21 protein-coding genes are annotated in these 20,980 nt (G+C 69.9%); 6 read left to right on the top strand and 15 right to left on the bottom strand.

Annotated elements, in window-relative coordinates:
* The first annotated feature begins 135 nt into the window (after positions 1–135).
* Complete coding sequence (locus HEP75_RS01325) at positions 136–708, top strand: Ax21 family protein (protein WP_185814848.1); 573 nt, start codon at positions 136–138, stop codon at positions 706–708.
* A 173-nt stretch (positions 709–881) separates the two neighbouring features.
* Here the strand turns inward: HEP75_RS01325 and HEP75_RS01320 are convergent, their stop codons facing one another.
* The 5 genes from HEP75_RS01320 to HEP75_RS01300 all read right to left on the bottom strand — a co-directional run bounded on the left by HEP75_RS01320 (position 882) and on the right by HEP75_RS01300 (position 3,947).
* On the bottom strand, positions 882–1,907 hold the full coding sequence (locus HEP75_RS01320) for an NAD(P)H-dependent glycerol-3-phosphate dehydrogenase (protein ID WP_185814847.1): 1,026 nt from the start codon (positions 1,905–1,907) through the stop codon (positions 882–884).
* An 18-nt stretch (positions 1,908–1,925) separates the two neighbouring features.
* Positions 1,926–2,444 carry a protein-export chaperone SecB gene (gene secB / locus HEP75_RS01315; protein ID WP_185814846.1) on the bottom strand — a complete coding sequence of 173 codons (519 nt, stop codon included), beginning with the start codon at positions 2,442–2,444 and terminating at the stop codon, positions 1,926–1,928.
* Positions 2,445–2,532: 88 nt separating this feature from the next.
* Entirely contained in the window at positions 2,533–2,967 is a 435-nt protein-coding gene (locus HEP75_RS01310) for a rhodanese-like domain-containing protein (RefSeq protein WP_179571134.1), read from the bottom strand.
* A 53-nt stretch (positions 2,968–3,020) separates the two neighbouring features.
* Complete coding sequence (locus tag HEP75_RS01305) at positions 3,021–3,440, bottom strand: hypothetical protein (RefSeq protein WP_185825159.1); 420 nt, start codon at positions 3,438–3,440, stop codon at positions 3,021–3,023.
* Between the two features lie 36 nt (positions 3,441–3,476).
* Entirely contained in the window at positions 3,477–3,947 is a 471-nt protein-coding gene (locus tag HEP75_RS01300) for a YiiD C-terminal domain-containing protein (protein WP_185825158.1), read from the bottom strand.
* Positions 3,948–3,980: 33 nt separating this feature from the next.
* Between HEP75_RS01300 and HEP75_RS01295 the strand changes: the two genes are divergently transcribed.
* The 3 genes from HEP75_RS01295 to HEP75_RS01285 all read left to right on the top strand — a co-directional run bounded on the left by HEP75_RS01295 (position 3,981) and on the right by HEP75_RS01285 (position 7,130).
* A complete protein-coding gene (locus HEP75_RS01295) occupies positions 3,981–4,766 on the top strand; it encodes a uroporphyrinogen-III synthase (RefSeq protein ID WP_185825157.1) in 786 nt (261 codons plus the stop codon).
* Positions 4,767–4,884: 118 nt separating this feature from the next.
* Positions 4,885–5,862 carry a uroporphyrinogen-III C-methyltransferase gene (locus tag HEP75_RS01290; RefSeq protein ID WP_185825156.1) on the top strand — a complete coding sequence of 326 codons (978 nt, stop codon included), beginning with the start codon at positions 4,885–4,887 and terminating at the stop codon, positions 5,860–5,862.
* Positions 5,859–7,130 (top strand): heme biosynthesis HemY N-terminal domain-containing protein, encoded by a 1,272-nt coding sequence (locus HEP75_RS01285; protein WP_185825155.1) that lies wholly within the window; start codon positions 5,859–5,861, stop codon positions 7,128–7,130. Before HEP75_RS01290 ends, HEP75_RS01285 begins: the two co-directional genes overlap by 4 nt.
* A gap of 114 nt (positions 7,131–7,244) precedes the next feature.
* Here HEP75_RS01285 and HEP75_RS01280 read toward each other — a convergent pair whose 3' ends face one another.
* Both HEP75_RS01280 and HEP75_RS01275 read right to left on the bottom strand, forming a co-directional pair.
* Positions 7,245–7,814 (bottom strand): hypothetical protein, encoded by a 570-nt coding sequence (locus HEP75_RS01280; RefSeq protein ID WP_185825154.1) that lies wholly within the window; start codon positions 7,812–7,814, stop codon positions 7,245–7,247.
* Positions 7,815–8,044: 230 nt separating this feature from the next.
* On the bottom strand, positions 8,045–9,325 hold the full coding sequence (locus HEP75_RS01275) for an acetyl-CoA C-acetyltransferase (RefSeq protein ID WP_185825153.1): 1,281 nt from the start codon (positions 9,323–9,325) through the stop codon (positions 8,045–8,047).
* A gap of 102 nt (positions 9,326–9,427) precedes the next feature.
* Here HEP75_RS01275 and HEP75_RS01270 point away from each other — a divergent pair, with 102 nt between their 5' ends.
* Positions 9,428–10,315, top strand: coding sequence for a hypothetical protein (locus HEP75_RS01270; protein WP_185825152.1), 888 nt, complete (start codon positions 9,428–9,430; stop codon positions 10,313–10,315).
* 613 nt (positions 10,316–10,928) lie between these two features.
* On the opposite strand, the gene HEP75_RS01265 is transcribed toward HEP75_RS01270, so the two are convergent.
* From HEP75_RS01265 to glnA, 7 genes are all read right to left on the bottom strand, one after another.
* On the bottom strand, positions 10,929–11,588 hold the full coding sequence (locus HEP75_RS01265; protein WP_185825151.1) for a superoxide dismutase family protein: 660 nt from the start codon (positions 11,586–11,588) through the stop codon (positions 10,929–10,931).
* Positions 11,589–11,657: 69 nt separating this feature from the next.
* On the bottom strand, positions 11,658–12,239 hold the full coding sequence (locus HEP75_RS01260; RefSeq protein ID WP_185814834.1) for a superoxide dismutase family protein: 582 nt from the start codon (positions 12,237–12,239) through the stop codon (positions 11,658–11,660).
* Between the two features lie 275 nt (positions 12,240–12,514).
* Positions 12,515–13,939 (bottom strand): nitrogen regulation protein NR(I), encoded by a 1,425-nt coding sequence (ntrC, locus tag HEP75_RS01255; protein ID WP_185825150.1) that lies wholly within the window; start codon positions 13,937–13,939, stop codon positions 12,515–12,517.
* A gap of 10 nt (positions 13,940–13,949) precedes the next feature.
* Positions 13,950–14,987 carry an ATP-binding protein gene (locus HEP75_RS01250; protein WP_185825149.1) on the bottom strand — a complete coding sequence of 346 codons (1,038 nt, stop codon included), beginning with the start codon at positions 14,985–14,987 and terminating at the stop codon, positions 13,950–13,952.
* Between the two features lie 340 nt (positions 14,988–15,327).
* Positions 15,328–16,767: an ammonium transporter gene (amt, locus tag HEP75_RS01245; RefSeq protein ID WP_185825148.1), complete on the bottom strand. Its 1,440-nt coding sequence runs from the start codon at positions 16,765–16,767 to the stop codon at positions 15,328–15,330.
* Between the two features lie 19 nt (positions 16,768–16,786).
* Positions 16,787–17,125, bottom strand: a complete 339-nt coding sequence (locus tag HEP75_RS01240) for a P-II family nitrogen regulator (protein ID WP_039009092.1) — start codon at positions 17,123–17,125, stop codon at positions 16,787–16,789.
* A gap of 327 nt (positions 17,126–17,452) precedes the next feature.
* Entirely contained in the window at positions 17,453–18,862 is a 1,410-nt protein-coding gene (gene glnA / locus HEP75_RS01235; protein WP_003480122.1) for a type I glutamate--ammonia ligase, read from the bottom strand.
* A gap of 221 nt (positions 18,863–19,083) precedes the next feature.
* Here glnA and HEP75_RS01230 point away from each other — a divergent pair, with 221 nt between their 5' ends.
* A complete protein-coding gene (locus HEP75_RS01230) occupies positions 19,084–19,875 on the top strand; it encodes an undecaprenyl-diphosphate phosphatase (protein ID WP_185825147.1) in 792 nt (263 codons plus the stop codon).
* A gap of 488 nt (positions 19,876–20,363) precedes the next feature.
* Here HEP75_RS01230 and HEP75_RS01225 read toward each other — a convergent pair whose 3' ends face one another.
* Positions 20,364–20,975, bottom strand: coding sequence for a YbhB/YbcL family Raf kinase inhibitor-like protein (locus HEP75_RS01225; protein WP_185825146.1), 612 nt, complete (start codon positions 20,973–20,975; stop codon positions 20,364–20,366).
* Positions 20,976–20,980 lie beyond the last annotated feature (5 nt).

Below are 20,980 nucleotides of genomic sequence, written 5' to 3'. Positions count from 1 at the left end.
ACAGGGCGTCTGATTTATATACCGGTCAGTTTGAAATTCAGGGGAAGTTCGGGTGGCTAACGGATAATTTACATATCGGCAGCGAACGGCCCACGCCTCAGCGCCGACTAAACCAATAACAAGGGTATCCCGATCATGAAGACTTCTCTGCTCGCTCTCGGCCTCCTGGCCACTCTGCCGTTCGCTGCCTCTGCGGCTGAAGGCCTGTCCTACAACTACGTCGAAGGCGGTTACATCAAGACCGACGCCGACGGCGGCGACGCGGATGGTTGGGCCGTCAAGGGCTCCTACGCGATCAACCCGAACTTCAGCGTGTTCGGCGACTTCAACCGCCAGAAGACCGATTTCGGCGACGTCGACGTCGACCAGTGGCGCATCGGCGCCGGCTACAACCACGAGATCTCGACCAGCACCGACCTCGTGACCCGTGTGGCCTACAACCGCTTCGACCCGGAATACGGCACCAAGTTCAACGGCTACAGCGCCGAAGTGGGCATCCGTACCGCGTTCAACCCGTACCTCGAGGTGTATGCGCTGGGCGGTTACGAGGACTACACCAAGAAGGACGGCATCAACCCGGACGGCGAGTTCTATGGCCGCCTCGGCGCCCAGGCCAAGCTCAACCAGAACTGGGGCCTGAGCGCGGACCTGAAGATGAACCGCGATGGCGACAAGGAATGGTTCGTCGGCCCGCGTTTCAGCTGGTAAGCGACACCGCGTAGCACTGCGCGCCGCGTCTCTCTCTCCCGCTGCGCGCGGTTCGAAGCCCGGTCCCAGGACCGGGCTTCTTTTTTGCGTGTCGTTCGTGCCGAGTGACCACAGATACGAAAAAGCCCGGCTTCGGCCGGGCTTTTTCGTATCTGTAACGGTAAGCGATCCGATCAGCTGAACAGCGTGGTCGGATACTCGGGTTTCTGCTCGCGGGCCAGCAACTGCTGCAGGCCCACCGCCGGGGTCAGTTCGCCGTGCAGCACCGCGCGCACCGCGTTGGAGATCGGCAGGTCGATGCCATGGCGTTCGGCCTGGCGCATCACCTCGTCGGCGGTCTGCACCGACTCGACCACCTGGCCGATCGCGCGAACCGCATCGTGCAGGGTCTGCCCGCGGCCCAGGGCCAGGCCCAGGCGCCGGTTGCGCGACAGGTCGCCGGTGCAGGTCAGCACCAGATCGCCGAGTCCGGCCAGGCCCATCAGGGTTTCCGGCTTGCCGCCGATCGCCGCGGCCAGCCGCAGCATTTCGTTGAGGCCGCGGGTGATCAGGCCGGCGCGGGCGTTCAGGCCCAGCTCCATGCCGTCGGCCACGCCGGTGGCCACCGCCAGCACGTTCTTCATCGCCCCGCCCAGCTCGGCACCGACCATGTCGTCGCCGGTGTAGGCGCGGAAGGTGGGGCCGTGCATCGCGTCGGCGACCTGCTGCGCGAACGCGGCATCGCCGTGCACGGTCACCGCGGTCGGCAGGTCCAGCGCCACTTCCTTGGCGAACGACGGACCGGTCACCACCGCCAGCGGCACGTCCTCGCCCAGGATCTGCTGCGCTACCTCGTGCAGGAAGCGCCCCGATCCGGGCTCGAAGCCCTTGGTCGCCCAGGCCACGCCGGCCTGCGGCGGGCGCAGCGGCGCCAGCTGGTGCAGGGTTTCGGTGAACGCGTGCGACGGCACCACCACCAGGATCCAGTCGGCGCCGTGCACGGCCGCCGCCAGGTCGGTGGTGGCCTGCAGGGTCGCCGGCAGCGGAATCTGCGGCAGGTAGCGCGGGTTCTCGTGGCGCTGCTGGATCGCCTCGGCGACGACGGCGTCGCGCCCCCACAGCACGGTCGGGAAACCGTGCCGGGCGACGAGCGCGGCCAGGGCGGTGCCCCAGGAGCCGGCGCCGAGAACGGCGATCTTCTTCGCGGGGTTATCGCGCATGTGGAACGGCGGACGCGCTCAGGCGTTGCCGGCCGGCTCCGAGTCGGCGAGCGACTGGGTCTCGCCCTGCTGCGCGCGCTGGCGCAGGGTTTCGGCGTACAGCGCTTCGAAGTTGATCGGCTGCAGGAAGAACGGCGGGAAGCCGCCGGCCTGGATCAGGTCGCTGACCAGCGAACGCACGTACGGAAACAGGATGTTCGGGCACTGCGTGCCGAGCAGCACGTCCACCGCCTGCGGGTCCAGGCCGACCAGGCCGAACACGCCGGCCTGCTGCACTTCGGCCACGTACGCGGTCTTGCCGGCGGCGGTGCAGGTCAGGGTCACCGCGAGCACCACTTCGAAGGCCTGCTCGTTCAGACGCTGCACGCGCTGGTTGAGGTTGAGCTGCAACTCCGGCTGCACGTTGTCGTTGAACACCGCCGGCGCGTTGGGCGACTCGAAGGACACGTCCTTGACGTAGATCTTCTCGATGGTGAAAGCGGGGCCGGTTGCGGCTTCGGCCGGCGCCGTGGCGCCGTTGTTGGTGACGTCGGACATTTCTTGACTCCGGTGGATTCAGGTAACAGAAAGATTCGGGATTATCACATGCCGGCTGCGGCGCTCGGCGCCCGGCCGGGAGGCGCGATCAGCGGCCCTTGACCAGCGGCAGATCGGCCTGCTGCCAGGCGGCGATGCCGCCGTCGAGCACGTAGACCTGCTCGAAGCCGGCCTTCTTCAGCTGCTTGGCGGCGGCATCGGCGGTATTGCCGGTGCGGCACACCAGCACCACCGGCGAGGACTTGGCGTTGGCCACCAGCTTGTGCTCGGGACCGAACTGGCTCGGCGTGGCGTTGCGGCTACCGGCGATATGGCCCTTCTCGAAATCGGCCGCGGCCGACAGGTCGACCAGGACCGCGTTGCCGGCATTGATCAGCAGGGTCAGTTCGGCCGGGCGCAGGGTCTTGAAGCCGCGGAACAGGCGCGCGATTTCAGTGACGATCAGGGCGATGGTCAGGCCGACCAGGGCCAGGGCCAGCATCGGGTTGCGGCCGGCGAAGGCCAGCAGTTCTTCGAAGTTCACAGGAATAGGGGGCTGGAAGCGGGCGCCGATTGTCGCACAGCTGGCCGGCGGCGCTACTGGCCGTTCCACAAGTCCGGCAGCCCGTCCAGCAGCCACCAGGTCTTGGCCTGCGCGTCCCAGCGCCAGCGCTCGCGGTAGCGCACGATGCGCTCGGCCTGGGTATTGCGGTTGATCACGCCCAGTTCGATATCGCGTACCGCGTCGCCGTCCAGCGCGCCGACCCGCCCGACCTTGTAGGAGGACACCTGCACCTGGCGGTAGCGCTCCAGTTGCAGATCGGTCAGCGGGTGCGCCTGCCGGTAGGCCGGGTCCACCGCTTCCCAGGCCGACTCGAACTCGCTCCAGCGGATCGCGGTGCCGTAGGCGGTCTGCAGGTCGTCGAGCTTGTTCTGCTGGCTGCGGCTGCCGGCCAGCGCGGTGCCGGCGAAACCCAGCACCAGCAGCAGCGCCAGGGCGCGGAACGTCGAGTGCATGGCGGGTTTCCGATGGGCGCGAGCGGTGCGCGCATCCTACCCTTTCGCGATGGCGACGAAACGCCCGCTCAGCGTGGCCGCCGCGGCGGCATCGGCCGGCCCGACCTGGGCCTGGATGCCGATCCGGGCACGGCCGCGCTGGCGGAAGGTCTGCACGAAGATGTCCCAGTCGGCCTGCGCATCGGCGCCGGCCTGCGCGTGCAGGTCGGCATACAGCGGCGCCAGGTAGCGCACCTGGGTATCGGCGACGTAGACGTCGGCCTGCAGGCCGGCGCGGTGCAGTTCGCAAGTGACCAGCGCCCAGCCGGCCAGGGTCATCACCGAGCCCAGGCTGCCGCCGAAGGCGTTGCCCTTGTCGTTGAGGTTGGCCGCCAGCGGCGCGATCACCTGCAAGCGCCGTTCGGCATAGCCCTGCAGCGCGACCTGCAGCGCCGCCACCGGCGGCATCGCGTCGAACTGCCGCTGCAGCTGCTGCAGGAACGCATCGAAAGGAAGATCCGCTGCCATGGTGCGATTGTGCTGCCGGTGGGGGCTCGCATAATGCCTGGCATGAGCGCACATGCAACCGCTGCCGCCGCGGCCTGGACCCTGATCTCGCTGCGCCCGCAGGGCGAGCACGCGCCGCTGCGGCGGGCCGCGGCGCGGGTCGGCGCGCGGCTGCTGGCGGTCTCGCCATGGCGCCTGCAGGCCTGCCACGACGCTGCCACGCGCAGCGCGCTGGCCCTGGCGCTGGCCGCGCCGCGGGTGATCTTCAGCAGCCCGGCGGCGGTGCGCGCGGCCGCGGCGCTGCAGCCGCTGGCGGCGGCGCCCGGGCAATGCTGGCTGGCGGTGGGCGCCGGCACCGCGCGCTCGCTGCGGCGCCATGGCATCGCCGAGGTCGCGGTACCGGAACGGATGGACAGCGACGGCCTGCTGGCGCTGCCGCAGCTGGCGGCCAGCGATGGCGCCGTCGGCCTGGTCACCGCGCCCGGCGGACGCGGCCTGATCGCCGCGCACCTGCAGGCGCGCGGCACGCCGCTGCAGCGCGCCGATGTCTACCGCCGGGTGCCGTTGCCGCTGTCCGCGGCGTGCATCGCCCGGCTGCGCGCCGCGGCGCCGGGCGTGCTGGCGCTGAGCAGCGGCGAGGCGCTGCGGCTGGTGCTGGAGCACCTGCCCGACGACCTGGCCGCAGCCTGGCGCGCGCAGCCGCTGGTCGCCGCCAGCGCGCGGCTGGCCGCGCTGGCCGCCGAACTCGGCTTCGCCGACATCGCGCGCGCCGCCGGTCCGCTGCCGCAGCAACTGGCCACAGCCGCCGCCGCGGTCGTAACGCGTTCGCCACCTCGCTGAACGCGCGCCGTCCCCCGGCTTGCGGGCGCGGTGCCGCTCACGCCATGCTCCCGCGTGCCGTGGGTCCGGCCGTCGCCATCGTCGCGACGGGACGCAGGCTAAAAGGATGCCCCCGCCGATGACCGAAATCTCGTCCCCGCCTCGCCGCTCCACGCGCTGGATCTGGCTGCTTCTGGTACTGGCCATGCTGGTTGCGCTCGCGCTGGCCGGTTGGCGCGGCTGGGAGTGGTGGCAGGCGCGCAATGCGCGCGCGCTGGCCGAGCAATCCGAGACCCAACTGCAGGTGCAGGCCCTGCAACAGAATCTGGAAACGCTGCGCCGCGACCAGCGCGCCACCGTGCAGCGGGTCCAGGACGCGGCCAGTACCAACCGCGTGCTGCGCGACGAGATGCTCGGCCTGAGCCAGCGCAGCGCGCTGCTCGAAGACAACGTCGCCAAGCTCGCCGACTCCAATCGCCACGGCGCGCAGGCGCTGCGCCTGGACGAGGTGGAACTGCTGCTGAGCCAGGGCCAGCAGCGCCTGGACGTGGCTGGCGACACCCAGGGCGCCCGCCGCGCCTATGCGGTGGCCAGCGGCGTGCTGGAAGGCGTGGACGATCCGCGCTATCTCAACCTGCGCCAGGTGTTGCTGCAGGAACGCACCGCGCTGGACGCGCTCGGCGAGGGCCCGCAGGCGCGGCTGTCGGCGCAGCTGGACGCCTTCGCCGCCAGCCTGGAGGCCTTGCCCACGCAACTGCCCGAGCGCATGCAAGCGCCGCTGTGGCAACGGCTGCTGTCGCCGCTGGTCAAGATCCGCCCCGCCCAGGGCGGCGTGCTGGTCGCGCGTTCGGAGCGGGTCGCCGCGCGCGACGCGCTGCAGCTGGACCTGAGCCTGGCGCGCGCCGCGCTGGAGCGTGGCGACGCGCGCGGCTACCGCGGCGCGCTGACCCGCGCCGGCACCTGGCTGCAACGCCTGTGGCCCGATTCGGCGCCACTGCGCGAACGCCGTGCCACATTGCAGACCCTGCGCAACGCCGCCCTGCGTCCGGCCGTCCCCGAGCTGGGCACCACCCTGCAGCAGTTGCGCAGCATGCGCGACGCAAGGAGCCAACCATGAAATCCCTCCGTTCCCTGATCGTGTTGCTGGTGGTGATCGCCCTGGGCGTGATCGGCGCGCAGTGGCTGGCGCAGGACAAGCTGGGCGACCTCGGCGAAGTGATCGTGCGCGCCGGTGGCAACGACTACATCTCGCCGCTGCCGCAGGCGGCGCTGCTGCTGGTGATCGCCTTCCTTGTGCTGTTGCTGCTGTGGAACCTGCTCAGCTTCCCGTTCCGCGCCTGGGGCCGGCATCGCCGCAAGCAATCGCGCGCGCGCCTGATCGAAGGCCTGACCGCGCTGCACAACGGTCAGTGGACGCGCGCCGAGAAACAGCTCAATGCCGCTGCGGAAGATCCCGACGTCAGCGCCATCGCCCTGGTCGCGGCGGTCCGCGTGGCCGATGCGCGCGCCGACGCGGAGGCGACCAGCCGCTACCTGCAGCGCCTGAGCGAACGCGACGCCGGCGCGCACGCGCTGCTGCAGGGCGAACGTCTTCTCGCCCAGCAACGGCCGGTCGATGCGATCAATGCGCTGGACGTGGCCGCGGCGCAGCCGTTGCCGCCGCGCGGCTTGCTGCTGCGCACCGAGGCGCTGACCAGCATTGGCCGTGCCGGCGAGGCCTATGGCCAGCTTGGTGCGATCCGCCAGCAGCAGGCCTTGCCGCTGGAAGCGATCGGTCCGTTGGAATCGCGTCTGGCCGCCGCCTCGCTGCAGCAGGCGGACGATGCCAACGCGCTGGCCGAACGCTGGGAAAGCCTGCCCAAGTCGCAGCGCAGCGAACCGGCGGTGGTCGAGGCCTATGCCACCCGCGCCGCCGCACTGCACTGGGACGACGCGGCGCTGCGCGCGGTGGAACAGGCACTGGAAACGCGCTGGGACGAAGGCCTGGCGGCGCTGTACGGACGCCTGCCAGTGGAAAAATACGATTCGCGCCGCGCCAGCGCGCAGCGCTGGCTGCAGAGCCATCCGGACAGCCCGGGGCTGCTGCTGACCCTGGCGCGGCTGGCGCGTCAGCAGCAGCAATGGCCGCAATCGGAGGAGTTCCTGCACCGCGCACTGGCGCTGGGCGCCGGCGCCGAAGCCTGGGAGGCGTTCGGCGATGGCTATGCCGAGGCCGGCGACCCGGTCCTGGCGCAGCACTGCTACGCCAACGCGCTGCGCCTGCAACGCGGCGAACTCGCCCAGCCGCTGCCCGCGGCCAGCGCGCCGGTGGTGATTCCGATCGATCCGGATCCGGACAGCGCCGAGCGCCGCGACGAACACGGTTTCCCGCGCCTGCAGGAATGAACGCGGTAGCAGGGATGACGCACCGTTGACCGGGGCCGGCGTCGGCTGCAGCCGGCGCCGGCTTTCTCGTTCAACGATTGCGAATCCAGCGCTCGGCCGGCCGAACCGATCGGCTCAGCGCCGCAACGCGGCCGGCAGCGCCGGCAGGCGCGCCAGGAATGCGGGCGCCACGCCCTTGTAGCGCGCATAGCGTTCGTCCATGCGCCGCGGCACCAGGATGCGCGCGCCGAGCAGGCCGGCGACCAGCATGGCCAGGAACAGTCCCAGGCCCAGCCAAATCCCGGCCTCATTGCCGACGGCGAACCCCAGCAGCGGCCCGGCCACGAACGCCGCCGCCGTGAGCAGCACGAAGCGGTTGCGTCGGCGCCGATGCTCGGCGCACATGCCGAGCACATGGATGCTGCGCTTGCGCGCGATCATCGCCGCGATCGCGTAGATCACCACGCTCACCAGGATCAGCACGTACCAGCCCGGCGCATGCCAGTAGAACGTGCGCTTCTTCAGTTCGTCGTTGCGCAACGCCACTCCGCACTTGACGCAATGCGCCGGGAACGGCGTATCGCGCAGGCACAGCAAGTCGTCGCCATCGCGCCACAGCGTCTCGCCCGGCAGCGGCGGCATGGTGGTGGCCTGGATGGCGGCGTCGGGCGCCTGATACGGATTGAAGCTGTCCTGCTGGTTCATGGCATGCGCCCCCTGCGCGCCGTTCGGCCTGCGTGGTGCAGGCGGATCGGCGCGCATGGTAGCGCAGCGGCAAGCGCTGCTGGCGGGCGATGGCAGGAAGACGCGTACGACGATGGTGTCGGCGTGGCCGCGTCGAGCCACGCTCCGCCTCTCTGGCGGCGTGCCCGGCGCCATCCCCTGCACGCCTTCGCGGTCCGACGCACACAGGCGCGCGGACCGCACGACGCGGCTCAGCGCTCGACGATCGCCACCACGCCCATGCCGCCGGCGGTGCAGATCGAGATCAGCGCACGCCCGCCGCCGCGTTCGACCAGCTGCTTGGCTACCGTGGCGACGATGCGCGCGCCGGTCGCGGCGAACGGGTGGCCGGTGGCCAGCGAGGACCCCAGCGGATTGATCTTGGCCGGATCGATCTGCCCCAGCGGCGCATCCAGGCCGAGCCGGGTGCGGCAGTAGTCCTCGCTCTCCCAGGCGCGCAGCGTGCACAGCACCTGCGCGGCGAAGGCCTCGTGGATTTCGTAGATATCGAAGTCCTGCAGGCTCAGGTTATGCCGCTTGAGCATGTCCGGCACGGCGATGGTCGGCGCCATCAGCAGGCCTTCGCCGTGCACGAAATCCACCGCCGCGACCTGCGCATCGCGCAGATACGCTATCGGCACATGGCCGTGCGCCTGCGCCCATTCCTCCGAGGCCAGCAGCACCGCGGCGGCGCCGTCGGTCAGCGGGGTGGAGTTGGCCGCGGTCAGAGTGCCGCGACCACTGGTCTTGTCGAACGCCGGCTTCAGCGTGGCGAGCTTCTCCAGCGAGGTGTCGGCGCGCAGGATGTTGTCGCGCTCCACGCCGCGGAACGGTGCGATCAGGTCGGCGAAGAAGCCGCGCTCGTAGGCTGCGGCCAGCTTGTGGTGCGAGGACACTGCCCAGGCGTCCTGCGAGTCTCGCGCGATGTTCCACTGCTTGGCCATGTCCTCGCAGTGGTCGCCCATGCTCTTGCCGGTGCGCGGCTCGGCCACGCCGGGAAACTCCGGCTTGAGTTCGGCGAACTTGAAGCTGCGGGTCAGCGCGCGGATCTTGTCGCCGGTGGTCTTGGCGCGGTTGGCGGCCAGCAGCCGCGCGCGCAGCTTCTTGCCGTACACGATCGGCACTTCCGAGGTGGTGTCCGAACCGCCGCCGATGCCCGACTCGATCTGCCCCAGCGCGATCTTGTTGGCCACGGTGATGATGCTGTCCAGGCTGGTGCCGCAGGCGCGCTGCAGGGTGATGCCCGGCGTCAGCGGCGACAGGCCGGACGACAGCGCGGCCTCGCGGCCCAGGTTCCAGTCGCTGGAGTGCTTGATCACCGCCCCCATCGCCACCTCGCCCAGCTGCTGGCCGTGCAGGCCATAGCGCTCGACCAGGGCGCCCAGCGTCCGCACCGACATGCCGAGGTTCCCGACATCCGCATACGCCGTGTTCTGCCGGCAAAACGGAATACGGACGCCGCCGAGAATGGCGACGGGACGGGCTACTGGCATGGGATTACCTCGCGCGAGGGGTCGGGGACATGACCTGCACGTTAGCGCAGGCATAATGAAGCGAGTGTAGCTTTGCGCCCGCGACGGGCCAACCGCCAAGCCATGAGCCAAGCCATTGCCAGCATGAATGCCCGCGGCGTGATCGCCCTGGAACTGTCCGCCGGACTCGCCCCGGCCCACGCGGCGCTGCCGCACGCCTTGGCCGCGGAGCTGGCCGAGAAGGTCGGCCGCGACCTGGCGCAACTGGTGCCGGCGGTGCGCGAACTGGAATTGAGCCTGGCCGGCGCGCATTTCGACCCCGCCGAGGTGCTGCGCCCGGGCTGGCCGATGCACCGGCGCCTGGACGAGCTGCGCGCACGCGCGCCGGGCCGCGACGCCGGCCCGCGCCTGCTGGCGTTCGGCGCCGATGCCGACGGCGCGGTGCCGCTGCCGTTCCAGGCCGACACCGCGCTGCTCGGCGGCGCGCTGCGGGTGGTGCCGTTCCTGCTCAGCGGTCCGGCCGAGACGCTGCAACCGGTCGCCGAGGCGCTGGAAGACGTGTTGCTGGCGCAGGGCATGGCGCAGCCGGACACCGCGCTGCTGGCGCAGCAGGCGTTCGGCGCGCAGATCGAACACGCGCGCTATCTGACGGTCAACGACCTGGCCGCGATGATGTCGATGCAGTACGACAACCAGGGCCTGGCGCCGCTGTGGCCGCTGATCGAGACCGCGCTACTGGCGCCGGACCAGGAGGAATGGCTGGCCAGCCCGCCCGAACCGCTGCTGCGCTACCGCGGCGGCGAAGTGCGCATGGCCTTGTTCGACCCGGCCAGCTGGTGCGCGCACTACGCCCACGACCGCCAGGACTGCGAGCGCCTGCAGCGGGTCTACGAACACTACCTGGCCCGGCAGCGGCAACTGGCCGCGGTACTGGAAGCGCATGGCATGCCGGTGCTGTACGTGCATTGCGAGGCCGGCGAGGACGCGAGGCAGGCGTTGCTGGCGGCGTGAAGCGCGTTTGATCAGGGGTGTTAGCGGTGACGACGGGGCGCGCAAGCAAACTTGCGGTGATCTGGCCGAATGGTCCTGCGATTAGCGCGTCGTTGCCGAGGCTGTGCAACACCGCCTGTGTCCATTGCTTCGTGCGTCGCGACTGAAGTCGCTCCCACAGGAGTTGCGGCTGAGTGTTGAGCGCTCTGGAGATGGGTTTCAAACCGAACTGTGCCGAAGCCGGCAGCCTCCCGGCAGATTCCGCCTCGCGCCATCGACACAGATAGGCACCTAAGCCGGCCGACTTCCCGGCTTCGCTCATCGCGACTGAAGTCGCTCCCACACAGGAGTTCGTCGCGGCTGGGTGCACTGTGGGAGGGACTTCAGTCCCGACTGCCGCCGAAGCCGGCCAACTTTCCGACTTCGCTCGTCGCGGCTGAAGCCGCTCCTACACAACAAGCGGATGCATCTCCTGCACAGGCAAGAGTCTGGCGGCTTGCAACGGCGCTGCAGGCGCGGTTTCAACCCGACCGGCGCTCCGAAGCCATCGGATTTGCCGACTTCGGTACCCGTCGCCGCCGGTGGCCCGAAGCCACCGGCGGCGCGCTTGCATCGGCCTACGGCGACCTGCCGCTTACTGCGCGGAAGGCGCCGCCGCTGCGCCCGCCGGGGCGGCGGCGGTCGCGTTGCCCTTGATCACGCCGCAGGCCAGGCGGCCGCCGGCATTGCCGGTGGGCTGGGTCTTGTAGTCGTCCGCGTCGGCGTGGACGATCACCGCGTGGTTGAGGATGTCGAAGCCGTCACCCTTGCCGATGTTGACGTTGTTGGACACCGACGCATCGATCATGGCCTTGCCGTCGGCGTCGGCCTTCAGGTTCGGCATGTCGCCGCCGTGGTGCGGGTCGGCGCTGACCTGGCCGTGCTCGGACTTGGCCGGGTTGAAGTGGCCGCCGGCGCTGCTGCCGTCGGGCGCGCTGCAATCGCCGAACTCGTGGATGTGGAAGCCGTGCTCGCTGTTGGGCTTGAGCCCGGTGATGGTGCCGGTGACGTGCACGACGCCATCGACCGTATCGAACTTGACCTCGCCGGCGACCTGGTTGCCCTGGGTCGGGCTCAGCGCGGCGCTGGCGGCGGCCTGGGCGGGCGTGGCGGCGGGCGCCGGTTCTGCGGCCGGTGCCGGGGTGGCGGGCGTCGCGGCCGCAGCGGGAGCGTCGGCAGCGGCCGGCTCTTCGCGCTTGCAGGCGCCGAGCGCGAGGGTCGTGGCCAGGAACAGGACGGTGGGAAGCGTACGCATGGTGGTTCTCCTTGAGGGGCCGCGGAATGCGGACGTTCGCCGCGGAGCAAGCCCCGGGCGGATGATCGGTCAGCGCAGCACGCGGATCACGCCGCAGGCCACGCGCGCGCCGGCATTGCCGGCCGGCTGGCTGCGGTAGTCGTCGGCGTCGGCATGCGCGACCAGCGCGCGGCCGGCGATGTCGTTGGCCGCGCCGCCGCCGAGCACCACGCCGTGCAGCAGCACGTCGACCTGGGCGACGCCGTCGGCGTTGGCGCTGAGGTTGTCCATGTCGCCGGCGTGATGCGGACCGCTGCCGGCGCGGCCGTGCGGACCGCCGAGCGGATTGAAGTGGCCGCCGGCGCTGCTGGCGTCGGCCGCGCTGCAATCGCCGCGCTCGTGCACATGGAACGCGAACGCGCGGCTGGGCTGCAGGCCGCCGAGGGTACCGGTGATGCGCACGCCGCCGGGCGCGGCGACCAACGACAGCTTGCCGCTGACCAGGCTGCCGGAGGCCGGGGCGAGCACCGCCTGCGCCTGCTGCGCGGTGCCGCTGGTGGGCATCGGCGGCGCTTTCGGCGGCGGCGGCGGTGGCGCTACCGGCGGCGCACTGCTGCAGCCGGCCAGTATCAGCAACGCGCTTCCCACGACGGCATACAGGCTGTAACGCATCGGCATTGACTCCTTGTGCAGCGAAAACTAGAGGGATGGCCGTTCACAGCTCATGAAGGCGGCGTCGGCGCGCAAGTCTAAACCGGCGCTGCGCGCCGGTTCGGGATTCGGGATTCGGGATTCGGGATTCGGGATTCGGGAATCGGGAATCGGGAATCGGGAATCGGGAATCGGCAGAGCTTTGCAGGGTTTGCCCTACGAAGTCTGCGGAGCGGTCAGACAAGGCATCGTGCTTTTCCGGGTTCCCAGTCCCGCGTCCCGCGTCCCGGCGCCACTCAAAGGCGGCGCCGGCCCGGGCCGAGCTTGCGGGTGACCGTGTTGCGGCCCACGCCCAGGCGCGCGGCGGCTTCGGCACGGCGGCCCTGGGTGAAGCGCAGCGCCACTTCCAGCAGCGCCTTGTCGAAACGGTCGCGCGCTTCCGCGTGCAGGCCCTCGGCGCCGTCGGTCAGGCGCTGCTGCGCCCAGGCCGACAGCTGCGCATCCCATTCGCCGCCCTCGCCGCTGCGCTCGCGGCGGCTGCCGCGCAGCAGTGCGCCGTCCACGTCGTGCGCGTCGATGACCTCGGCCGGCGCCAGCGCGGCCAGCCGCCAGCACACGTTCTCCAGTTCGCGCACGTTGCCCGGCCAGGCGTAGCCGCGCAACGCGTCCAGCGCCGCCGGCGACAGCCGCTTGGGCGGGGTGTCGAGCTTGCGCGCGGCCATCGCCAGGAAGTTCTCGGCCAACTGCGGCACGTCGGCGCGGCGTTCGCGCAGCGGCGGCAGCTGCAGCCGCACCACGTCCAGCCGGTGCAGCAGGTCGGCGCGGAAGCGGCCCTGTTCGACCAGCGCTTCCAGGTCCTGGTGGGTGGCGGCGATCACCCGCACGTCGACGCGGATCAGTTCGCGGCCGCCGACGCGGAAGAATTCGTTTTCGGCCAGCACGCGCAGCAGCCGCGTCTGCAACGGCAGCGGCATGTCGCCGATCTCGTCCAGGAACAGGGTGCCGCCGTCGGCCTGTTCGAAGCGGCCGATGTGGCGCCGCTGCGCGCCGGTGAAGGCGCCGGCCTCGTGGCCGAACAGTTCGCTTTCCAGCAGTTCGGCCGGGATCGCCGCGGTGTTGAGCGCGACGAACGGCTTGCGCGCGCGCGGCGACTCGGTGTGCAGCGCGTGCGCGACCAGTTCCTTGCCGGTGCCGGTTTCGCCGTTGATCAGCACCGACAGCGGCGCCTGCGCCAGGCGGCCGATGGCGCGGAACAGCGCGCGCATCGCCGGGGTGTCGCCGATCAGTTCGGCGCTGCCCTGGCTGGACACCGGCAGCGCGACCTCGGCGACACCGCCGGCCTCCGGCAGCGCGCGCGCGGCCAGCGCCACCGCGTCGTCCAGGTCGAACGGCTTGGACAGGAATTCGTGCGCGCCGCCGCGGAACGCGCCGGCGGTGCTGGCCACGTCGGTATAGGCGGACATCACGATCACCGGCAGTTGCGGATGCGCGGCCTTGAGCTTGTCCAGCAGCACCAGGCCGTCGTCGCCGGGCATGCGCACGTCGGTGAACAGCAGGTCCGGCAGCGGACGCTGCGCCAGCGCCTGCAGCGCCGAGGCGGCGCTGTCGAAACCGTCCACGCTGTAGCCGGCATCGCGCAAGGCGGTGGACAGCACGAAGCGGACCGAGCGGTCGTCGTCGACCACCCAGATGCGTTGCGATCCTTCCAGGGATTCGGTCATCGGAATGCTCCTATTCGGGGTCCGCTGCGGCCTGCGGCAGCAGCAGGGTGAACACGGTATGCCCAGGGCGGGAGCGGAAGGTCAGCGAACCGGCGTGCTCGCGCGCCACCTGCTGCGCCAGCGCCAGGCCCAGGCCGCTGCCTTCGGCGCGGCCGCTGACCAGCGGCAGGAACAGGTGCTCGGCCAGTTCCTCCGGCACGCCACGGCCGTCGTCGACGATCTCCAGGCGCACGCCGCGCGCGTGCACGCGGTCGCGGATGCGCTGGGCGTGCTCGACGCGGGTGCGCAGGGTCACCTGCGCGGCGCCGGCCTGGATCGCGTTGCGGACCAGGTTCCACACCGCCTGGGTCAGGCGGTCGGCATCGCCGAGGAATTCGGGAATGCTGGGGTCGTAGTCGCGCTGCAGGCGCACCGACCAGCCGCCCTCGTTCTCGGCCAGGCGCAGCACCCGTTCCAGCACCGCGTGGATGTTGAGCATGGCGTGCGGCCGCGCCGGCGCCGGCGACAGCAACTGGTCGAGCAGGCTGTTGAGGCGCTCGATCTCCGCGCCGATCAGCTCGATCAGCTCGCGCTCGTCCTCGTCGCGGTGCTGCGCGCGCCGCGCCAGCAGCTGCGCGGCGCCCTTGAGCCCGGCCAGCGGATTGCGCAGTTCGTGGGCCAGCCCCTTCAGCGCCGCGCCCAGCGCGTTGGGCAGCGCCTGCGCCGGATCCGGGGTAGGGAATTCGTCGACCGGGTGCGCTTCCAGCAGCCAGCCGCCATTGTCCATCCGCGACAGCCAGCCCTCGGCGAAACGCGGGGCCTCGCCGGGAATGGCCAGCGCCATGCGGTGCAGGCGCAGTACGTCGCGCTCGTCGTTGAGCAGGAACCGCGCCAGCGCGTCGCCCTGCACTTCCAGCGAGGCCAGCGGCTGGTCGAGCAGGCGCCGCACGCTCACGCCCAGCCAGCGCGCGAAGGCCGGATTGGCGCCGAGCAGGCGGCCGTCGGCATCGGCCCAGACCACCGGAGTGCCGAGCGCGTCGAGCGGGGGTGGAGGCGAGGTCATCTGCATTGCACCAATGTAGTGCAAAGGCTACCGGAAGGCGCTGAACGCCTGCCCGGGCGGGCCATGTGCCGGAATGGGCCGGCAACGTCGGCTGGCGCCGAGGCGCGGCCTGTCGCAGCCACCGCCACCAGCGGGCACGAGGCGCCGCGGGCAACGGAAAAGAAAAGAATTGGGGGTCGGGCGAGGCTAGCGGCCACGCGGGAATACCTCAGATCGCTAAGAAAACTGCCGTCGTTCCGCCCCATGGAGCGCCGGCGATGGCCACTGACCGCCAGGACCGGTGCATACCGGCCGCAGGCGGGATTGCCGCAGCGGCCCGCGACGCCAGGTCGCGGGCCGCTCTTGCTCAGGACTCGTAGGCGGCTTCGCCGTGCGAGGTGATGTCCAGACCCTCACGCTCGGCTTCTTCCGACACTCGCAGGCCGAACACCAGCTTGGCGACCAGGAAGCCGACCACCGAGACCACGCCGATCCAGACCACGGTCACGCCGACGCCGGTGGCCTGCACCAGCAGCTGGTGGCCCATGGTCACGCCTTCGGCATAGCCGGAACCGCCCAGCGCCTTGTCGGTGAACACGCCGGTCAGGATCGCGCCGACGATGCCGCCGACGCCGTGCACGCCGAACACGTCCAGGGTGTCGTCGGCGTTGAGCAGCTTCTTCAGCCCGGTCACGCCCCACACGCAGATCGCGCCGGCGGCCACGCCGATGACGATCGCGCCGAACGGGCCGACGGTACCGGCGGCCGGGGTGATGCCGACCAGGCCGGCGACCATGCCCGAGGCCACGCCCAGCGCCGAGGACTTGCCCTTGACCAGCTTCTCGACCAGCGACCAGGCCAGCACCGCGGCGGCGGTGGCCAGCAGCGTGTTGAGGAAGGCCAGCGCCGCAGTGGCGTTGGCTTCCAGCGCCGAACCGGCGTTGAAGCCGAACCAACCCACCCACAGCAGCGAGGCGCCGACGAAGGTCAGGGTCACGTTGTGCGGCTTGAGCGCGGTCTGGCCGAAGCCCAGGCGCTTGCCGACGAAGTAGGAACCGACCAGGCCGGCGACACCGGCGTTGATGTGCACCACGGTGCCGCCGGCGAAGTCCAGCGCGCCCTTGGTGAACAGGAAGCCCGGGGCCGCCCACACCATGTGCGCCAGCGGCAGGTAGCCGAAGGTGAACCAGATGACGATGAACAGCAGCACCGCGGCGAACTTCACGCGCTCGGCGAAGGCGCCGACGATCAGCGCGCCGGTGATGCCGGCGAAGGTCAGCTGGAAGGCGACGAACACGTACTCCGGCAGCTTGAAGCCCTTGGAGAAGGTATCGGCCAGCGTGGTGGTATCCACGCCGTGCAGCAGCGCCTTGTTGAGCGTGCCGACGAACGGGCCGCCATCGGCGAAGGCCAGGCTGTAGCCGTACAGCACCCACAGGATCGCGATCAGCGAGAACACCACGCCGACCTGGATCAGCACCGACAGCACGTTCTTGGAGCGCACCATGCCGCCGTAGAACAGCGCCAGGCCCGGCACCACCATCAGCAGCACCAGCAGCGTGGAGGTCAGCATCCAGGCGACGTCGCCCTTGTCCACCACCGGTGCGGCGGCTTCGGGCGCGGCGGCCGCGGCCGGCGGCGCCGGCGGCGTCAGTTGTTCGGTAACCACGTCCGGGGTCGGCGCCGGGGTCACTTCGGCCTGGGCGAAGGCCGTGCCCGGCACGCCCACCGCCATCGCGCTGACCAGCATCAGCATGCATACCGCGTAGAACCGGGCCTTCCACCCGGAGAAAAGACCTGTCTTCATGAGGGGCTCCAGGGTGGGGTTAGAGCGCATCTGCGCCGATCTCGCCGGTGCGGATCCGGATGACCTGTTCGATCGCGGTGACGAAGATCTTGCCGTCGCCGATCTTGCCGGTCCCGGCCGCGGTCTGGATCGCCTCGACCACGGCTTCCAGACGCTCGTCGGTCACCACGGTCTCGATCTTGATCTTGGGCAGGAAGTCGACCACGTACTCGGCGCCGCGATACAGCTCGGTGTGGCCTTTCTGCCGGCCGAAGCCCTTGACCTCGGTGACGGTGATGCCGGACACGCCTGCCTGCGACAAGGCCTCGCGGACCTCGTCGAGCTTGAATGGCCGGATGATGGCGGTGATCAGTTTCATGCGCATACCCCGTTGGTGGAAGGAGCCGGCCGGCGAACGCCGGCCGGCGGTTTGCATGTCATCGGCGCCGCGAACGGCGCCGTCCTGCTGCGCGGTGCGTCCCGCGGATCACGCCGTGGCGCGGCGCACGCGAGTGCGACGGCAACGGCGACGTGGGAGGGAGCGTGGCCCACGGCACGCAAGCGCTGTCTTTCGTGGTGCATCCCCTGGAAAACCGGCTGTTGCGACTGATTCGGGCGCGGACCACCGGCACGGCTCCCCAGCCGAGTAGGTGGCGGCGATGACGAAGGAGGGAGGGGTAACCTTCGCCATCGCCGCGCGTGGAACTCAGTTGGCGTAGTACAGCTGGTACTCCAGCGGGTGCGTTGCGGCGCGGAACTTGGTCACTTCCTGCATCTTCAGCGCGATGTAGCCGTCGATGAAGTCGTCGCTGAACACGCCGCCGGCCTTGAGGAACTCGCGGTCGGCGTCGAGCGCTTCCAGCGCCTGGTCGAGGCTGGAGCACACCTGCGGGATCTTCTTCTCTTCTTCCGGCGGCAGGTCGTACAGATCCTTGTCGCTGGGCGCGCCCGGGTCGATCTGGTTCTTGATGCCGTCCAGGCCGGCCATCATCAGCGCGGCGAAGGTCAGGTAGCCGGACTGCAGCGGATCCGGGAAACGGATCTCGATGCGCCGCGCCTTCGGGTTGGACACCCACGGAATGCGGCACGAGGCCGAGCGGTTGCGCGCCGAGTAGGCCAGCATCACCGGAGCCTCGAAGCCCGGGACCAGGCGCTTGTAGCTGTTGGTGCCGGAGTTGGTGAAGGCGTTGATCGCCTTGGCGTGCTTGAAGATGCCGCCGATGTACCACAGCGCCATCTGCGACAGGCCGCCGTAGCCGTCGCCGGAGAACAGGTTGGTGCCGCCCTTGGCCAGCGACTGGTGCACGTGCATGCCCGAGCCGTTGTCGCCGACGATCGGCTTGGGCATGAAGGTCGCGGTCTTGCCGTTGCGGTAGGCGACGTTCTTGATGATGTACTTCATCATCATCAGCTCGTCGGCCTTCTTCACCAGCGAGTTGAACTTGGTGCCGATCTCGCACTGGCCGGCGGTAGCCACTTCGTGGTGGTGCACCTCGACTTCGATGCCGACCTGCTCAAGGGTCTTGCACATTTCAGCGCGCAGGTCCTGCAGCGAGTCGGTCGGCGGCACCGGGAAGTAGCCGCCCTTGACCGCCGGACGGTAGCCGCTGTTGCCGCCTTCGATCTTGCTGCCGCTGCTCCAGGCCGCTTCTTCCGAATCGATCTTGAAGAAGGTGTGGCCCATCTCGTTGCCGAAGCGCACGCCGTCGAAGATGAAGAATTCCGGCTCCGGGCCGAAGAACGCCTGGTCGGCGATGCCGCTGGACTTCAGGTAGGCCTCGGCGCGCTTGGCCACGCCACGCGGGTCGCGGTCGTAGCTCTGCATGGTGGCCGGATCGAGGATGTCGCAGGTCAGGACCAGGGTCGGATCGGCCATGAACGGGTCGATGAACGCGGTGTCGGCGTCGGGCAGCAGGACCATGTCCGACTCGTTGATGCCCTTCCAACCCGAGATCGAGCTGCCGTCGAACATCTTGCCTTCTTCGAACAGCGCCGGCTCGATGATGCTCACGGGGAAGGTCACGTGCTGCTGCACGCCGCGCATATCGACGAACCGCAGGTCGACGAACTCGACCTTGTTGTCCTTGACCAGCTTCTCAATATTTTCCGCAGACATCGATGAAACCTCGGGTTGGTGAATGGCTTGCCCCGTAACAGCAATCGCCGTGCCAACTGTGACCGGTTCACAAGTCCTTGATTTTGGTGAAGGGAGCACGCCAACGGGGCGAAAGCGGCGCACCAAAATGGTTCGATGGTGGTTGCGAGCACCAGAATGGTGCTCGAGGCAATGTTTTATCCTTGCCCGGCTTTTCCTCCCCCACGAGCCGAACCTCCCCCATGAGCGACATGTTCTCTGCCCTGCTACTGGGCATCCTCGAAGGCCTGACCGAATTCCTGCCGGTCTCCAGCACCGGCCACCTGTTGATCGCCGAGCAATGGCTCGGCCGCCGTTCGGACTTCTTCAACATCGTGATCCAGGCCGGCGCGATCCTGGCCACCACCCTGGTGTTCCGGCAGAAGCTATGGACGCTGGCCACCGGCCTGGGCGACCGCGCCAACCGCGACTACGTGCTCAAGCTGGGCACCGCGTTTCTGGTCACCGCGGTGGTCGGCCTGGCGGTGCGCAAGGCCGGCTGGCAGCTGCCGGAATCGGTGCAGCCGGTGGCCTGGGCGCTGGTGATCGGCGGCGTGTGGATGCTGGTGGCCGAGCATTTCGCCGCGCGCATGCCCGAGCGCGAACTGGTGACCTGGAAGGTGGCCATCGCGGTGGGCCTGGCGCAGGTGGTGGCCGGCGTGTTCCCCGGCACCTCGCGCTCGGCCGCGACGATCTTCCTGGCGATGCTGCTGGGCCTGAGCAAACGCTCGGCCGCGGCCGATTTCGCGTTCCTGGTCGGCATCCCGACCATGTTCGCGGCCAGCGGCTATTCGTTCCTGGAGCTGTACAAGAACGGCGCGGTGGGCAGCGAGGACTGGGGCGACGTGGCCATCGCCTTCGCCGCCGCGGTGGTGACCGGCTTCATCGTGGTGAAGTGGCTGCTGGGCTACATCAAGTCGCACCGCTTCACCGCGTTCGCGGTGTATCGCATCGTGCTGGGTGCGGCGCTGTTGCTGTGGTTGCCGGGGGCTTGAGGGCTGGTTGGCTGGCGGCCGTACCCTCACCCCAACCCCTCTCCCGGTGGGAGAGGGGCTAAGCGGCTGTTCCTTCTCCCCTCGGGAGAAGGTGGCCCGAAGGGCCGGATGAGGGTACGGGCGGAGCCTCGCGCACCCCAACTCCGCGAGTCGCTTTCGCGCCGGACCCTCACCCCAACCCCTCTCCCGATGGGAGAGGAGCTAAGCGGCTGTTCCTTCTCCCATCGGGAGAAGGTGCCCCGCAGGGGCGGATGAGGGTACGGGCGCAGCCTCGTGCACCCAAACTCCGCGAGTCGCTTCGCGCCGGACCCTCACCCCAACCCCTCTCCCGACGGGAGAGGGGCTAGTCGGCTCTTCCCTTCTCCCCTCGGGAGAAGGTGCCCCGCAGGGGCGGATGAGGGTACGGGCGCAGCCTCGTGCACCCAAACTCCGCGAGTCGCTTCGCGCCGTACCCTCACCCCAACCCCTCTCCCGACGGGAGAGGGGCTTTAGGCGAGCTTGGGATTCAGGCTGTACGTGGCGTACAGGCTGGCCTCGGCCAGCACATGACCTTGCATCGCGCGCAGCGCGGCGGCGGCGGTGAAGCGTGCCGGCAGGTCCAGCGTGGCCACGTCCAGCGCGAACAGGCGGAAGAAGTAGCGGTGCACGCGCAGGTCGTTGGCCGGCGGATACGGGCCGTCGTAGCCGTAGTAGTCGCCGCCCATCTGCGCATCGCCGGCGAACCAGTCGGTATAGCTGTTCAGGCCCTGCCGCGCGCCAGGCAAACCGGGCGGTTGCCGCTTGCCCTTGGCCACGACCCCGTCGCTGGCGCTGCCCTCGGCGATCTCGCGCAGGTCGGCCGGAATCTCAACGGCAGCCCAATGCACGAAATTGGTGCGTGGCTGCTCGACCGGGATCTGCACGTCGTCGCGGCCGACCATCTCGGCCACGGTCGGCACGTCCGGATCGAGGCACAGCAGCGCGAACGCCGCAGTGCCGGCCGGCACGTCGTCCCAGGCCAGGTGCGGATTGCGGTTGGCGGCGAAGCCGTCGGCCTGGCCCATCGCGTAGGTCGCGGCGATCGGCTGGCCGGGCTGGATGCTGTCACTGCGAAGGCGCATGCGAA

The organism is Xanthomonas sp. SI (assembly GCF_014236855.1).
Classification (GTDB): Bacteria; Pseudomonadota; Gammaproteobacteria; order Xanthomonadales; family Xanthomonadaceae; genus Xanthomonas_A.
This window is presented reverse-complemented; position numbering and strand designations above follow the sequence as displayed.

Excerpts from the sequence above, each read along its gene's own strand:
- HEP75_RS01325 (WP_185814848.1), top strand. The coding sequence starts at position 136 with ATGAAGACTTCTCTGCTCGCTCTCGGCCTCCTGGCCACTCTGCCGTTC.
- HEP75_RS01320 (WP_185814847.1), bottom strand. The coding sequence starts at position 1,907 with ATGCGCGATAACCCCGCGAAGAAGATCGCCGTTCTCGGCGCCGGCTCC.
- secB (WP_185814846.1), bottom strand. The coding sequence starts at position 2,444 with ATGTCCGACGTCACCAACAACGGCGCCACGGCGCCGGCCGAAGCCGCA.
- HEP75_RS01305 (WP_185825159.1), bottom strand. The coding sequence starts at position 3,440 with ATGCACTCGACGTTCCGCGCCCTGGCGCTGCTGCTGGTGCTGGGTTTC.
- HEP75_RS01300 (WP_185825158.1), bottom strand. The coding sequence starts at position 3,947 with ATGGCAGCGGATCTTCCTTTCGATGCGTTCCTGCAGCAGCTGCAGCGG.
- HEP75_RS01295 (WP_185825157.1), top strand. The coding sequence starts at position 3,981 with ATGCCTGGCATGAGCGCACATGCAACCGCTGCCGCCGCGGCCTGGACC.
- HEP75_RS01290 (WP_185825156.1), top strand. The coding sequence starts at position 4,885 with ATGACCGAAATCTCGTCCCCGCCTCGCCGCTCCACGCGCTGGATCTGG.
- HEP75_RS01285 (WP_185825155.1), top strand. The coding sequence starts at position 5,859 with ATGAAATCCCTCCGTTCCCTGATCGTGTTGCTGGTGGTGATCGCCCTG.
- HEP75_RS01280 (WP_185825154.1), bottom strand. The coding sequence starts at position 7,814 with ATGAACCAGCAGGACAGCTTCAATCCGTATCAGGCGCCCGACGCCGCC.
- HEP75_RS01275 (WP_185825153.1), bottom strand. The coding sequence starts at position 9,325 with ATGCCAGTAGCCCGTCCCGTCGCCATTCTCGGCGGCGTCCGTATTCCG.
- HEP75_RS01270 (WP_185825152.1), top strand. The coding sequence starts at position 9,428 with ATGAGCCAAGCCATTGCCAGCATGAATGCCCGCGGCGTGATCGCCCTG.
- HEP75_RS01265 (WP_185825151.1), bottom strand. The coding sequence starts at position 11,588 with ATGCGTACGCTTCCCACCGTCCTGTTCCTGGCCACGACCCTCGCGCTC.
- HEP75_RS01260 (WP_185814834.1), bottom strand. The coding sequence starts at position 12,239 with ATGCGTTACAGCCTGTATGCCGTCGTGGGAAGCGCGTTGCTGATACTG.
- ntrC (WP_185825150.1), bottom strand. The coding sequence starts at position 13,939 with ATGACCGAATCCCTGGAAGGATCGCAACGCATCTGGGTGGTCGACGAC.
- HEP75_RS01250 (WP_185825149.1), bottom strand. The coding sequence starts at position 14,987 with ATGCAGATGACCTCGCCTCCACCCCCGCTCGACGCGCTCGGCACTCCG.
- amt (WP_185825148.1), bottom strand. The coding sequence starts at position 16,767 with ATGAAGACAGGTCTTTTCTCCGGGTGGAAGGCCCGGTTCTACGCGGTA.
- HEP75_RS01240 (WP_039009092.1), bottom strand. The coding sequence starts at position 17,125 with ATGAAACTGATCACCGCCATCATCCGGCCATTCAAGCTCGACGAGGTC.
- glnA (WP_003480122.1), bottom strand. The coding sequence starts at position 18,862 with ATGTCTGCGGAAAATATTGAGAAGCTGGTCAAGGACAACAAGGTCGAG.
- HEP75_RS01230 (WP_185825147.1), top strand. The coding sequence starts at position 19,084 with ATGAGCGACATGTTCTCTGCCCTGCTACTGGGCATCCTCGAAGGCCTG.
- HEP75_RS01225 (WP_185825146.1), bottom strand. The coding sequence starts at position 20,975 with ATGCGCCTTCGCAGTGACAGCATCCAGCCCGGCCAGCCGATCGCCGCG.